General features: G+C 62.8%; 11 protein-coding genes. 5 read left to right on the forward strand and 6 right to left on the reverse strand.

Translation table 11 applies throughout. The annotated features are described in order from the left end of the window. Nucleotides 1-231: 231 nt before the first annotated feature. Complete coding sequence (locus ASD63_RS23360) at nucleotides 232-1,170, reverse strand: LysR family transcriptional regulator (protein ID WP_060521191.1); 939 nt, start codon at nucleotides 1,168-1,170, stop codon at nucleotides 232-234. Nucleotides 1,171-1,265: 95 nt separating this feature from the next. Here ASD63_RS23360 and ASD63_RS23365 point away from each other — a divergent pair, with 95 nt between their 5' ends. The 5 genes from ASD63_RS23365 to ASD63_RS23385 all read left to right on the forward strand — a co-directional run bounded on the left by ASD63_RS23365 (nucleotide 1,266) and on the right by ASD63_RS23385 (nucleotide 7,035). After that, a complete protein-coding gene (locus ASD63_RS23365) occupies nucleotides 1,266-1,514 on the forward strand; it encodes a hypothetical protein (protein WP_060529873.1) in 249 nt (82 codons plus the stop codon). After that, the gene (locus tag ASD63_RS23370; RefSeq protein ID WP_060529874.1) at nucleotides 1,514-2,029 is read left to right on the forward strand and encodes an SgcJ/EcaC family oxidoreductase; all 516 of its coding nucleotides are present in this window, start codon (nucleotides 1,514-1,516) and stop codon (nucleotides 2,027-2,029) included. The genes ASD63_RS23365 and ASD63_RS23370 overlap by 1 nt, the downstream gene beginning before the upstream one ends. Beyond that, nucleotides 2,022-2,495, forward strand: coding sequence for an SRPBCC family protein (locus tag ASD63_RS23375; RefSeq protein WP_060529893.1), 474 nt, complete (start codon nucleotides 2,022-2,024; stop codon nucleotides 2,493-2,495). The genes ASD63_RS23370 and ASD63_RS23375 overlap by 8 nt, the downstream gene beginning before the upstream one ends. 258 nt (nucleotides 2,496-2,753) lie before the next feature. After that, complete coding sequence (locus ASD63_RS23380) at nucleotides 2,754-3,854, forward strand: efflux RND transporter periplasmic adaptor subunit (protein WP_244497273.1); 1,101 nt, start codon at nucleotides 2,754-2,756, stop codon at nucleotides 3,852-3,854. Nucleotides 3,855-3,882: 28 nt separating this feature from the next. Beyond that, the gene (locus ASD63_RS23385; RefSeq protein ID WP_060529876.1) at nucleotides 3,883-7,035 is read left to right on the forward strand and encodes an efflux RND transporter permease subunit; all 3,153 of its coding nucleotides are present in this window, start codon (nucleotides 3,883-3,885) and stop codon (nucleotides 7,033-7,035) included. 26 nt (nucleotides 7,036-7,061) lie between these two features. Here ASD63_RS23385 and ASD63_RS23390 read toward each other — a convergent pair whose 3' ends face one another. The 5 genes from ASD63_RS23390 to ASD63_RS23410 all read right to left on the reverse strand — a co-directional run bounded on the left by ASD63_RS23390 (nucleotide 7,062) and on the right by ASD63_RS23410 (nucleotide 12,884). Continuing rightward, nucleotides 7,062-7,712 carry a glutathione S-transferase family protein gene (locus ASD63_RS23390; RefSeq protein ID WP_060529877.1) on the reverse strand — a complete coding sequence of 217 codons (651 nt, stop codon included), beginning with the start codon at nucleotides 7,710-7,712 and terminating at the stop codon, nucleotides 7,062-7,064. Nucleotides 7,713-8,233: 521 nt separating this feature from the next. Continuing rightward, nucleotides 8,234-9,217: an ABC transporter permease gene (locus tag ASD63_RS23395; RefSeq protein WP_060529878.1), complete on the reverse strand. Its 984-nt coding sequence runs from the start codon at nucleotides 9,215-9,217 to the stop codon at nucleotides 8,234-8,236. Nucleotides 9,218-9,228: 11 nt separating this feature from the next. Next, nucleotides 9,229-10,239, reverse strand: a complete 1,011-nt coding sequence (locus tag ASD63_RS23400; protein WP_034803379.1) for an ABC transporter permease — start codon at nucleotides 10,237-10,239, stop codon at nucleotides 9,229-9,231. Nucleotide 10,240: 1 nt separating this feature from the next. Beyond that, nucleotides 10,241-11,755, reverse strand: a complete 1,515-nt coding sequence (locus tag ASD63_RS23405; protein ID WP_060529879.1) for a sugar ABC transporter ATP-binding protein — start codon at nucleotides 11,753-11,755, stop codon at nucleotides 10,241-10,243. Nucleotides 11,756-11,903: 148 nt separating this feature from the next. Then, nucleotides 11,904-12,884, reverse strand: coding sequence for an ABC transporter substrate-binding protein (locus tag ASD63_RS23410; RefSeq protein WP_034803383.1), 981 nt, complete (start codon nucleotides 12,882-12,884; stop codon nucleotides 11,904-11,906). Nucleotides 12,885-13,037: the final 153 nt, after the last annotated feature.

Here is a 13,037-nt window from a genome sequence, read left to right on the forward strand (position 1 = left end):
GCCATGGGAAACCCTTTACTGAATGAAGTTCGCCGCTTTGAGCGCGATGCCGTAGGATCAGGTCAATGGGGAACAGGTCGCCTGGCCAGGCGACCTTGAGATCTGGAGATGGGGACGTGGCCGCCCCGTTGCAAGGCGGCAACCCTATTCGGGGCGAACTGAAGACGCTCCGCTCGCAGACGTCAACCCCCTGGCTACCTTCTCGAACTCGTCTGCGTATTGCTAGCCCGATCAGGGGAGCGCCGATGTGGCCTGCGGCTGACCGCCGAAGTGGGCAATCATGAGCCTGCACAGGCTTTCCATTGCGGGTCCGCGGACCCGATCGATCCGGCGGATCGTGTAGAGGGGGAGAAGCGGGCCGGGGAGACCGTTGCGGGCCGCGAGTGGCACCTCGCAGAGCCGCCCTTCGCCAAGATCTGCCGCGACCAGCCATAGCGGCAGATGACCCCACCCGGCCCCGGCAAGAATGAGGGCGTGTTTGGTCGCAAGGTCGCTGACCCTCAGCGTTTGCTGCGAGAAGACTGCGTAGCTCACCGCCTGCGCATCGGCTGCAGGATCCGCAACGACGATCTGCAGATGGTCGGCAAGGTCGACCGTCGTCAGGCCAACGGTTCCGTCGCGGGGTGCGGCGAGGGGATGACCGCCGGCGCATACCGGAACCATGCCCGGAAAGGCTGCGACCGCCTCGCTGGCGATATGTGCGTCCGTTTCCTGTGCCGCCGTCAGGCCGAGGTCGCAGTCGCCGTCGAGCACCAGGCTCAACGCCATCGTCATCGGCGCCGTCACAAGCTCCACCCGCACGCCGGGATGGGCGCGGGTAAAATCGCTGATGACCCGTGCGATATCCGGCAGAGGAAGCAGCGGGTCGAGCGCCACGCGCAGCGCCGATTCCATGCCCTGATTGAAGCCGTTCGCCTTGGCCCGTAGCGCGTCGGCCTTTATCAGCAAGGTCCTGGCTTCTGCAAGCAAGGTCGCTCCGGCCTTCGTCAATTCGGGGCGGTGCTGGGAGCGGTCGAACAGCGGCAGGCGCAGTTCCGTTTCGAGGTTCAGGATGGCGCTGCTGAGGCCGGATTGGGCACGCCCGAGCGCGCGCGCTGCCGCCCGGAACGAACCGTGGTCGACGACGGCGACGAATACGCGCAACTGGTCGAGCGTCAAGGCATCCAGCATGATCGGCCATCCCGATCAAAGTGATCGATATTTGAGCAATTACATTGATCATTTGAATTGGGCAATGCTCCGCCCACGGGTTAAGGGAGCAGGCAATGGAACGGCCGATCATCAATCACACCTCCGACACGCGGGAGGCATGCGACTGTGATCGCATCACCGTCCGTATCTTCGCCTCTTCCGTCCCGTGCAACGTCGATGAAGCTTCTATCGCCGGCCGGCCGCCGGACGAGGCTTTCCTGCTGCTAGGGCCTGGCGTGGATCCGGTATTTCGCACCCACGTTTCCGGATCTGTCGCCCAGGCTCTAGCGGTCGGGTACCGCACCGTTGGGAGCACGCCGTGATGCCGCGCATGCGCCCCATTCCCGCAATCGGCCAAGCTCGTGGCGTATCGTCACCTGATGCCCGCGATGTCAGTGCCGTTCTCGCGCTCGTCGCCCGGGTCGAAGAGACCCAATGGCTCCGGGACGTCGACGGTTTCGTCTCGTTGCTGGCGCCACAGGCCGTGTGGACAACCGCATTCGGGCGCCAAATCGTCGGCGCGCCGGCAATCCATGCCTTCACCGCCGCCGTACTCCCGAACCTGTTTCGCGATTTTCAGGCGCTCTACGACGTCGAGCGCATCACCTTCCTGCATGCGGATGTCGTCGCGGTGAACGTGCGGCAAATTCCTGTCGATGCCGAAGGCAACCGCCGGCCGGGCGAGGACGAGGGGCGGCCGCTCTATATTCTTCGACGCCACGATGGCGCCTGGAGGATCGTTGTCGCCCAGAACACCACGCACCAGAACGAAAAGATCGCCGCCCAGCAGCGGGCGGTGGATGAAGCAACCAGCGGCGAGACCCATGCGCATGAATGAAAGATCTGCCGGCCACGCCACCTTCGTCATTTGCCGCAGCTACGCCGCAACACCGGCGACCGTTTTCCATGCCTTTGCGGATCCCGCCACCAAACGACGCTGGTTCTTCGAAGGGGAGGGGTGGACGGTCGACGAATTCACCTCGTCTTTCGAGGTCGGCGGCCGCGAGCACAGCCGCTTCCGCTTCGGAAACGGCCCGGTCATGTGCAACGACACGATCTATCTTGAGATCGTTGCGAATAAGCGCATCGTCTTCTCCTACACGATGACCGTGGCGGGAAGGCCGATTTCGGCTTCTCTCGGAACCCTCGAATTTTCCGCTGACGGCGAGGGAACGCGCCTCAACTACACCGAGCAGGCCGCCTTCCTCGATCGTCTCAACGAGCCGGGCGAACGTGAGGTTGGGTTTCGCGAATTGTTTCAGGCGCTTGCCGACGAAGTCGAGCGCGCGCCGGCCGATTCCTGACGGACGGAGGAACCGTCACCACTGAAGCGATGGCCGTCAAAACCTGATGAGCGACACCCGAAGATGAACAATTTTTAATTGTTTTTCAGGGTGTTGCGCCATTGAAGCGGCCACATTTAGGCCCAGCTTCCGATAGTCGGCACCACCTATCGCCGCGTGCCGACAGCAAGGTCTGCGGAGGCGCCGATGCTCAGCCGATCAAGTGTCACGTGTCGTATCGCCGTCGTTCTTCTCGCAATCGCCGCCGTCGGGTTCGTGGTGGCGCGCAAGCCCGTGCCGAGCGAAGCGAAATTGCCAGCCAACGCGGCCGCCAGCACCAAGCGTGGCGCCGTGTCCGTGCAGACGGCGACAGTGACGCTTAAAGATGTTCCCGTTGTCGTCCATGCCCTGGGCAACGTGCAGGCCCCCGATACCGTGGAAGTGGGCGCGCGCATTGCGAGCCAGATCACGGCCATCCACGTCAAGGACGGGCAGATGGTCAAGGCGGGCGACCTGCTGTTCACGCTCGACGACCGCACGATAAAGGCCGGGCTTGCCCGTGACCAGGCGATCGTCGCCAAGGATACCGCGCAGCTTGCCGACGCCAACACGGAACTCGAGCGTGCCAAAACCTTGCGCGACGACAAGACCGGCACCCAGCAAAGCTATGACACCGCTCTCTCGCTTCAGCAGGCGGCGCAGGGGACCCTGGATGCCGATCGCGCCACCGTGGATGCCGATCAGGTCGCGCTGAGCCTGACCGAGATCACCGCGCCGATCGGTGGACGCCTGGGCGCCGTGCAGGTCGCGCTCGGAGATCTTGTCGGCCAATCGGGCGCGACATCGAACAATCTGGTGACGATCACGGCGATCGACCCGATCGACGTTACGTTCCGCCTGCCGGAAGAGCGCTTGCAGACGTTCAAGGATCTGATTGATCGCGGGACGCCTCCACCGGTTCGTGCCAGGTCGAGCGGCACGCAAACAGTGATCGGCGAAGGCGTACTCGATTTCATCGATTCTGCCGTCGATACCGCATCCGGCACCATTGCCATGCGCGCGACCTTCCCCAATACCGCTCAGAAGCTCTGGCCGGGCCAGTTCGTGGATGTCGATATCGATCAGGCGCAACTGCATCAGGCGCCTGTTATCCCGAGCGTTGCGGTCCAGCCCGGGCAGGACGGCCCGTTCGTCTTTGATGTGAAGGATGACAACACGGTCGAGACCCGCGCCGTGTCCGTGCTGGCCGACGACGGCAAGGAGGCCGCCATCGGCACGGGCCTTGCCGCCGGTGACCGGGTCATCATCGAAGGACAGGCGCGGCTGAAGTCGGGTGATGTCGTTGTCGCTGCAGGCGCGGCCGATCTGGCCGCGGATTAGGATTTGCCATCATTCGGGAGTGCGTGAAATGCCGCTGTCCGAGTTCAGTATCCGCCGCCCGATCGCGACCGTATTGTTATCGGTCGCGCTCATCCTGGCCGGCGTTTTCAGCTATCTGATCCTGCCGATTGCCGCGCTTCCGCGAACGGATTTCCCGGTCATCAACGTTTCTGCCTCGTTGCCCGGCGCCTCGCCCGAGACCATGTCGACGTCGGTCGCCATTCCACTGATCAAGCAGTTCGCCACCATCGCCGGGATCGACACGATCTCGACGACGAATGCACTCGGCTCGACATCGATTTCAATCGAGTTCGTGCTCGGGCGCAACATCGATGCCGCCGCCGCTGACGTGCAGGCAGCTATCACCAGGACGCTCAGGCTGCTGCCACAGGACATGCCGGCGCCGCCAAGTTACCGGAAGATCAACCCGGCGGATGCACCGGTCTTGCTCCTGGCGCTGAAGAGCAGCACCGTGCCGCTCACCACCCTCGACGCCATCGCGCAGCAGGTGATTTCGCCCACGCTTTCGGTGCTCGACGGGGTGGCGGAAGTGTCCATCTTCGGCAGCCAGCAATATGCCGTGCGCATTCAGATGCATCCTGACGCGCTTGCCGCGCGCGGCATTTCCGTCGACCAGTTGAGGACGGCGGTTGCGGCGGCGAACGACAATTCGCCTCTCGGCACCGCGCAGACCAGCGATCGTCAGGCGGCGATCGTTGCGAACACGCAGCGCATGAATGCCGCCAGTTTCGCGGATATCATCGTCAAAAGCGTCGACGGCAAGCCCGTGCGGCTCGGTGACGTCGCGACGGTGATCGATTCCGTTGCCAACAACCAGACGGCAAGCTGGCACGACGGTTCGCGGGCGATCATCCTGGCCATCCAGCGGCAGCCGGATGGAAATACTGTTGAAGTCGTCGACCGGGTGCAGGCGCTTCTGCCGTCGCTTCGCCAGTCGCTTCCGGCCGCAGCCTCGATCGAAACGCTCAGCGACCGGTCCATGTCGATCCGCGGGGCGGTGCACGACGTCCAGTTCACCCTGATCCTCACCGTCGGCCTCGTGATCCTCGTCATCTTCGCCTTCGTTCGCCGCCTCTGGGCGACGCTTATTCCGGCGCTTGCCGTTCCGATCTCGATCATCGCCACCTTCGCGGCGATGTATCCACTTGGCTTTTCGATCGACAATATCTCGCTGATGGCGCTCACGCTTTCCGTCGGGCTGGTGGTGGATGACGCCATCGTCATGCTGGAAAATATCGTGCGGCACATGGAAGAGGACGGCATCGATGCCTTCTCGGCGGCGCTCATCGGTTCGCGTGAGATCGGCTTTACGATCATCGCGATTTCGCTGTCGCTCGTCGCGGTCTTCATTCCCGTCTTGCTGATGGGCGGCGTGATCGGCCGCATTCTCAACGAATTTGCGATCGTCGTCACCGTCGCCATCCTCGCTTCCGCCTTCGTTTCCCTTACCCTGACGCCGATGCTTGCAGCGCGGCTTCCGGCGAGGGCGGATGGAGCAGAGAAAGCGCGCTGGCTGCGGCAGCTGGATCTTGTATTCGAACGAGGTTTCGACGGGCTTCTGCGCGCCTATGAGCGGCTGCTATCGCTCTGCATAAAGGCGCGCGCGCTGGTGTTTCTGCTTTTCCTGTTTACCGTCGTGATCACGGGCTACCAGATCGCCACGATCCCGAAGGGGTTCTTCCCGCAGGAGGACATCGGCCAGTTGCAGGTTACGACCCAGGCGCGCCAGGACATTTCCTTCGCCGCCATGTCGAAGCTCCAGTCCAATGTGGAGGCGGTGTTTGCCAGTTCACCCTACGTCGCCCATGTCGCAAGCACGATCGGCTCGGGCGGCGCGTCGAGCGCGCTCAACTCCGGTCGGCTTTTCGTCGAGCTAAAGCCCAAGACCGAGCGTCCGCCGCTTGAAACCGTCCTTGCGGATTTGCGCCGGAAGCTGGCGGCGATCCCCGGTATCCAGGCCTTCATGTCGCCGGTCCAGAACCTCTCGGTCGGATCGCGCGCGTCGGCCAGCCAGTACCAGCTGGTGCTCCAGAGCCTCGATCAGCCGTTGATGAACGAATGGGCGCAGAAGCTCCATGATGCGATGAGCGCGGATCGGACCTTCTTTACCGACGTCAACAGCGACCTTCAGATCAACGCTCCACAAACACGCCTCGTGGTCGACCTCGACAAGGCGGCAACGCTCGGGGTCAACGCGAGCGAACTGCGCACCACGCTCTATGGCAGTTTCGGTACCGAGCAGATCTCGACGATCTACACGGCGGGCGACAGCTACGAAGTGATCCTGGAACTCGATCCCTCGATACAATGGTCAGCCGACAATTTCGACGAACTGCGTGTCGGCAGTGCCAATGGCGCCCTTGTTCCGCTCGGGGCCTTCGCCCGGGTCGAGACCGTATCCGGACCGCTCACCATCAACCAGCTCGGCCAGCTGCCAGCGGTCACGCTTTCCTTCAACCTGCCGGCCAAGGTCGCCCTCGGTGACGCCCTTGCGGAGATCGACCGCCTCAAGGCAGAAATCGGCATGCCGTCTGAGGTGACGACCCGCAATTACGGCACCACGCAGTTATTCGAAGACGCCGCCGCCAACCAGGGTCTGCTGGTGCTGGCGGCTATCCTCACGATCTACCTCGTGCTCGGTATTCTCTATGAAAGCCTGATCCATCCATTGACCGTGCTTTCCGGTCTGCCGTCAGCCATATCCGGGGCGTTGCTTGCCATCTATTTCGGCGGTTTCGACCTCTCGATCATCGCTATTGTCGGCGTGCTAATGCTGATCGGTATCGTCAAGAAGAACGCCATCATGATGATCGACGTTGCGCTGACGCTGCAGCGCGCCGGTTCGCCGGCCGCCGAGGCCATCCATAAGGCTTGTGTCATGCGCTTCCGCCCGATCATGATGACCTCGGTTGCTGCGATCATGAGCACGCTGCCGATTGCGATCGGCAGCGGCGCCAGCGCAGAACTGCGCCAGCCGCTTGGGGTCGCCGTCGTCGGCGGCCTGCTGGTGTCGCAGCTTGTGACCCTCTTCGTGACCCCGGTCATCTATCTGTACATGGAAGATTTCATGCGGGTCGCTTCCCGCCTGGTTCGCCAGGGGCTGCAGATCACCAGGGGCGAACGACCGACTGCGGTCGACGATCAGCCGGGACACGGATAGCCCGGCGTTCCGGGATCACGCTACCCTCAGGCGGATGAGGCGGATGTGAAGACCGCAAGCTGCGCATCGAAGGCGCGCTTGTAGGCCGGCCGCGCCTTGCCGCGCGCGACGTAGGCGGAGAGGTTGGGATACGCGTCGAGCAAGCCTGAGTTTTCCAGCCTGCGCAGCACCGTCACCATCAGCAGGTCGCCGGCACTGAAGGCGCCATCGAGCCAGTCGGCCTCCGCGAGCCGCCTGGACAATTGGGCGAGCCGAACTCGGATACGATCTTCGAGCATCAGCAGGCGCTCCTGATACCAGTCCTTGTCCCGCTCCACGTAGGTGGTCGCTTCACGCTCGAGGATCGGCGGCTCCACGGTGTTAAGCGAGGCAAACATCCAAGTGATCGCCCGTGCGCGGGCATCGGCGTCACTTGGAAGCAGGCCGGCATGACGCTCCGCGACATGAAACACGATGGCACCGGTTTCGAACAGGGCAAGGTCGCCGTCCTGATAGGTAGGGATCTGCCCGAACGGCTGAAGCGCGATGTGCGCAGGTTCCTTCATCGTCTTGAAGGTAACGAGGCGAACCTCGTAGGGCTGCCCCACTTCTTCGAGCGCCCAGCGAACGCGCATGTCGCGTGCGAGACCTCGGCCGCGATCGGGCGATTTTTCAAAGGCGGTAATCGTGATCGTCATCTTATCCTCCACGGCTTGCCTGTCCTGAAGACGATTGGCCAAGCGGGATGCCGACATTCATTTTCGCCGCTCGGCGCCGGAAGCGGAAACCGCGATGATGCTGGCAGGTAAAGTGATCTCTTCCTCGGTCGGAGAACAGCCGGCTCGCTTCAAAAAGACGTACTGCTCGTCGAGACTAGCCCGAATGGACAGCTTGCTCCAACAGCCGTGGCGAAGTATAAAAGTGTCATAAACGTTATTGTCGAGCGCAATGGAAGTTGATGCCGGCAATTGCGTATCGCTTTCGCCTTTTGACCATGGATGTACTGGCAGAAGCCTTGAGAGCGAAAAAGAAAAGAAGGCCGGAGCCAGCGCGCTCCGGCCTTTTTTGCTGTCTGCTTATCGCTGCGATGCGCAATCCTATTGGCGCGGGCTTGCACCTTTAGCGGTCACGCATTGTTCCTGCTCCACGAGGGCTAATCCAGGGGTAGGTTTCCCCGTTTCGTCCTGTGGATGTTCGCGCCCCGTTCGCGACGGAGGGTCTAGGTGCTGCGATGCCGTGCCATCAGCTTTGCCTGAAGCACGACCACGACGAGCAGGAAGGCGCCGCGGATAACGGACTGCCAGTAGGCGGAAAGCGAGATCCAGCCGAGGCCGTTTTCGAAGTTCAGGATGTTGAAGACCATGGCAAGCAGCAGCGCGCCGGCAAGCGTCGCACCAACTGAGCCGGAACCGCCGGTCAACAGCGTACCGCCGACGACGACGGAAGCGATCGCGAAGAGTTCCCAGCCCACGCCTTCCGTCGGTTGCCCCGCGCCGAACTGGGAAGCGAGGATGACGCCGGCAAGACCGGCGAGCGTGCCCGAGGCGAGATAGACGCCGGCAAGCGCGCGCTCCACCTTCAGGCCCATCAGGCCAGCCGTCGCCTCGCCGTCACCGATCGCCAGGATATGCCGTCCGATCGGGAGCTTTTGCAGCACGAGCCAGCCGAACACATAGGCCGCAAGCGCGATCCAGGCGGGAATGGGGAAGCCCAAAAAATCGTCCTGCCCGATCACCGTGAAACCGGTGTCATAGGAGACTGAGACAGACTGGTTGTCCGCTAACAAAAGGCCGGTGCCATAGGCGGCGAGCATCGTCGCGAGTGTGGCGATGAAGGGCTGGATCCGCATCTTCGTAATGATGAAGCCGTTGAGCGCGCCGACGGCAAGGCCTGCCGCCATGCCGCCCGCAAGCCCCGCCGCCCAATGATAGGGGGATAACAGGGCTGCCACCACGCTTGCCATCGCCGCCGTGCCGCCGACCGACAGGTCGATGCCGCCGGTGATGATGACAAAGGCCATGCCGAGCGCGATCAGCGCGAACATCGAGTTGTAGCGCAGGAAGCTCAGGATGTTATAGGGCGACAGGAAGTTTTCATAGCGCAGCGCCCCGAAGAGGATGAGACCGGCAAGCGCCAGGATGACGCCGAACCGGGCAAGGTCGCCGGAGTTCTTGACCAGGAAGAGGCGGAGGATCGGTTGCATCGTGGTTGCCTCTAATGTTTGCTGGCGCGCTGCTGGATGAAGACGGCGGTGACAATCAGCCCGGCCTTGACGATGAGCGCTGCCGCATCCGGAACGCCATTGGCAAGCAGCGTGTAACGCACCAGCTGGATCACGAGCGCGCCGAGTACCGTGCCGACGATGTTGGCCCGTCCGCCCGTCAGTAGCGTCCCGCCGACAGCAACCGCGGCGATAGCATCGAGCTCCATGCCGAGGCCGACAAGGTTGGCATCGCTTGCAGAGTTGCGGGCAACGACGATGAGACCGGCCACACCGGCAAGCGCGCCGCTTATCATGTAGACGAAGAGCTTGACCCGTTTCACCGGTATGCCGGTCAGGCGGGCGGCCTTCTCGTTGCCACCGACGGCGATGATCTGTCGGCCGATGACGGTGTAGCGGATCATCGCGAAAGCCGCTGCGACGATGACGATCATCAGCAGGACCTGGGCCGGAACGCCGGCGATGCGACCGAGTGCGATGAACTGGAAGCCTTCATTCTTGAAGACCTGCAGGTTGCCGTTGGTCATCACCTGGGCGATGCCACGGCCGGCGATGAACAGCACAAGCGTGGCGATGATCGGCTGGATCGAAAAGCGGGTGACGAGGAAACCGTTGAAGAGGCCGAAGAGGGCAGCGGCGGCGATCGGCAAGAGGAAGGCAAGAGCCACCGCGAGCGCCATGTTTTCCACCGGCCAGAACTGGCCCATGAAGATCATCGGCGCCAGTGCGCCGGCAATTGCCATCAACGAACCGACGGAGAGGTCGATGCCGCCGGTGGCAATAACGAGCGTCATTCCGGTCGCGACGATGACGATTGTCGCAACCTGGGTGAGGTTCACGTTCAGCGTCTGCAAGGACAGGAAGTTCGGCGTGACGGCGACGTTGAAGAGGATCAGCGCCAGGAAGGCGACGAAGGTGCCGTAGCGGCTGGCGAGCGTCAAAAGCCTGTTTCCGGACGAAAGGGTTCCCGACGGCTGCGGGGCAGGGGTCTCGATCGTCGTCATGTCATTCTTCCTGGTGGGCTTCCTGGTGGACTTCCTGGTGGGCCATGGCGGCAAGCAGCGCCGTCTCGCTCAAGTCCTTGCGCGACAGCGTCGCGACGGAAGTACCGTCGCTCAGGACCGTCACGCGGTCGGCGGCGGCAAGCAGTTCTTCGAGTTCAGACGAAATCATCAGCACGCTCAAACCCTCGTCGGCGAGACTGCGCAGGAGTTTGAGGATTTCCGATTTGGCGCCGATGTCGATGCCGCGCGTCGGCTCATCTACGATGAGGACCCGCGGGTCTGTGGCAAGCCAGCGGGCGAGCAGCACCTTCTGTTGGTTGCCGCCGGAAAGCTCCTTGATCGGCTGATCGGGGGAGGCACATTTGACGCCAAGCGCCCGGATGTAGCGGCTGACGATCTCATCCTGGCGCGCGCGGTCGACGATACCGGCTTTCTTCAGCTTTGGCAGCAAGGCGAGCGTCATGTTTTCGCGGATGCTCATGTCGGGCACGATGCCATCGATCTTCCGGTCCTCGGACACGAGGCCGATCCCATCATCGATCGCATCCGCCGGTTCGCGATAGCTGCGTCCCTGTCCCTCCATGCGGATCGTGCCGCGCTCCATCCTATCGGCGCCGAAGATCAAGCGCGCCGTTTCGGTGCGGCCGGAGCCGAGCAGTCCGGCAAGGCCGGAGATCTCGCCCTCTCGCACAGCAAGGCTGACGTCGCGCACGCGCACGCCGGCGCCCGCCTTGTCGAGTTCGAGGCGGACGGGCCGCACCGGCGCGTCCTTCTCCGGTGCCATGGCCTGAAAGGCGGCAAGCTCCTTGCCGAGCATGTGGCGCACCAGCGCCATTTTCGGCATGTCCGCCATCGGGCTTTTGGCGACCGTCTGACCATCGCGCATGATCGTCACGCGGTCGCATATCTCATAGAGTTCGTCGAGCCGGTGGCCGATGAAGATGACGGCGACGCCGGAGCGTTTCAGCGTGCGGATCGTATCGAAGAGGATGGCGACCTCGCGCTCGTCGAGCGAGGAGGTCGGTTCGTCCATGATGACGAGCCGGGCGCTCTGCGTCACCGCGCGGGCGATCGCCACCATCTGCCGTGTCGCCGCATCGAAATGCGCGACGGGACGGTCGACGTCGATCGTCAGGTTGAAGGTTTTGAGCACCGCTTCGGCCCCGCGCCGCATGGCGGAATAATCGATCATGCCGAACCGCTTCGGCTCGCGGGAGAGGTAGATGTTCTCCGCCACGGAGCGCTGCGGGGCGAGATTGATTTCCTGGTAGATCGTCGCGATCCCGGCGGCCTGCGCCTCAGCCGGCATCGAGAAATCGACATCCCGACCGTCGTAGGCGATGCTGCCTTCGTCCCGGCGATAGACGCCGGTCAGGATCTTGATGAGCGTCGACTTGCCGGCGCCGTTCTGGCCGACAAGCGCCATGACCTCCGCCGGTTCGACCTCGAGCGAGGCGGATTTCAGTGCCGGCACGCCGGCGAACGCTTTGGAAATGCCCTGCATGGACAGAAGCATGGGTCTCCTCCCTATCTTCGCCATCCGCCGCCCCATTTGGGGGTGGGCGTCATCAGCCTACACTTGAACGGGCTGAAGGTCATGCTGCCGTCAAAAAGACGGCCGAGACGGTTGCGCCGTCCCGGCCGTGGAGGCTCGGGAGATTGGATCAATAGGCGTTGGCGAGTTCGGCGGCCGCGTTGGAGGCGTCGTAGAACTTGTCGTCGTTGATGATCATCGGGTCGATCTTTTCGCCCTTGGCGTAGCGCATCATCGTCTCAAACGCCTTCGGCCCGAAGCGCGGGTTGCACTCGACGACGGCTGCGATCTTGCCGTCGACAACCGCCTGCACGGCTTCCTTGCCGCCGTCGATCGACAGCACCAGGACGTCCTTGCCCGGCACCTTGCCGGCCGCTTCGAGTGCCGCGATCGCGCCGATCGCCATTTCGTCGTTGTGGGCGTAGATCACGTCCGCATCAGGATGGGCCTGGAGCAGGGCTTCTGCCACCTGGCGGCCTTTGTCACGGGCGAAATCGCCGGTCTGCGAGGCGACGATCTCGAAACCGCCGGCCGCCTTGATCGCCTCGTCAAAGCCCTTCTTGCGGTCGTTGGCGGGCGAGGACCCGGTCGTGCCTTCGAGTTCGATGATCTTCGACTTGCCGTTGGCGTTCTTTGCCAGCCATTCGGCAACGCGCTTGCCTTCTTCGACGAAGTTCGAGCCGATGAAGGTCAGATAATCCTCGCCGGCCTTGGCCAACGACGGATCGACCGAGCGATCGAGCAGGATCACTGGAATACCCGCCTTTTTCGCGGCCATGACGGCGGGGATCAGCGGCTTTTCTTCGCGCGGCGCGAGAAAGATCACATCGACGCCTTGAGCGATCATCGAGTTGACGTCGGCGACCTGCTTGGCGGCGGAACCGGCGGCATCCGTATAGACGAGCTGGAAGCCGAGCTTTTCCGCTTCGGCCTTCATGCTGTTCGTCTGGGCGATGCGCCAGGGATTGTTGGATTCGGTCTGCGCGAAGCCGACCTTGTATTTGTCCTTCTGCTCGAGCTTCGGCACTTCGGCGATCGCGACACCCGCAAGGGCGAGCGCGCCGACGGCCGTTGCCGCCAGCATGAAGGTACGACGGGAAATCGTGGTCATAATCGGGTTCTCCTCCCAGATTGGCCGGTGCTCCTCTACCGGACGTGAGCGTTTTTGCGCTTCACATCTCCAAATCTTGCGCTAATAATATTAGCAGTCAAGGCCAAAATTTATGAGCACTTGCAAAAGCCCGCGTGCGGTGCAATGCACGCT

It is taken from the genome of Ensifer sp. Root558 (assembly GCF_001427045.1).
In the GTDB taxonomy this organism is placed as follows: domain Bacteria; phylum Pseudomonadota; class Alphaproteobacteria; order Rhizobiales; family Rhizobiaceae; genus Ensifer; species Ensifer adhaerens.

Coding starts and splice junctions, on each gene's coding strand:
- ASD63_RS23360 (WP_060521191.1), bottom strand. CDS start 1,170: ATGCTGGATGCCTTGACGCTCGACCAGTTGCGCGTATTCGTCGCCGTC.
- ASD63_RS23365 (WP_060529873.1), top strand. CDS start 1,266: ATGGAACGGCCGATCATCAATCACACCTCCGACACGCGGGAGGCATGC.
- ASD63_RS23370 (WP_060529874.1), top strand. CDS start 1,514: ATGCCGCGCATGCGCCCCATTCCCGCAATCGGCCAAGCTCGTGGCGTA.
- ASD63_RS23375 (WP_060529893.1), top strand. CDS start 2,022: ATGAATGAAAGATCTGCCGGCCACGCCACCTTCGTCATTTGCCGCAGC.
- ASD63_RS23385 (WP_060529876.1), top strand. CDS start 3,883: ATGCCGCTGTCCGAGTTCAGTATCCGCCGCCCGATCGCGACCGTATTG.
- ASD63_RS23390 (WP_060529877.1), bottom strand. CDS start 7,712: ATGACGATCACGATTACCGCCTTTGAAAAATCGCCCGATCGCGGCCGA.
- ASD63_RS23395 (WP_060529878.1), bottom strand. CDS start 9,217: ATGCAACCGATCCTCCGCCTCTTCCTGGTCAAGAACTCCGGCGACCTT.
- ASD63_RS23400 (WP_034803379.1), bottom strand. CDS start 10,239: ATGACGACGATCGAGACCCCTGCCCCGCAGCCGTCGGGAACCCTTTCG.
- ASD63_RS23405 (WP_060529879.1), bottom strand. CDS start 11,755: ATGCTTCTGTCCATGCAGGGCATTTCCAAAGCGTTCGCCGGCGTGCCG.
- ASD63_RS23410 (WP_034803383.1), bottom strand. CDS start 12,884: ATGACCACGATTTCCCGTCGTACCTTCATGCTGGCGGCAACGGCCGTC.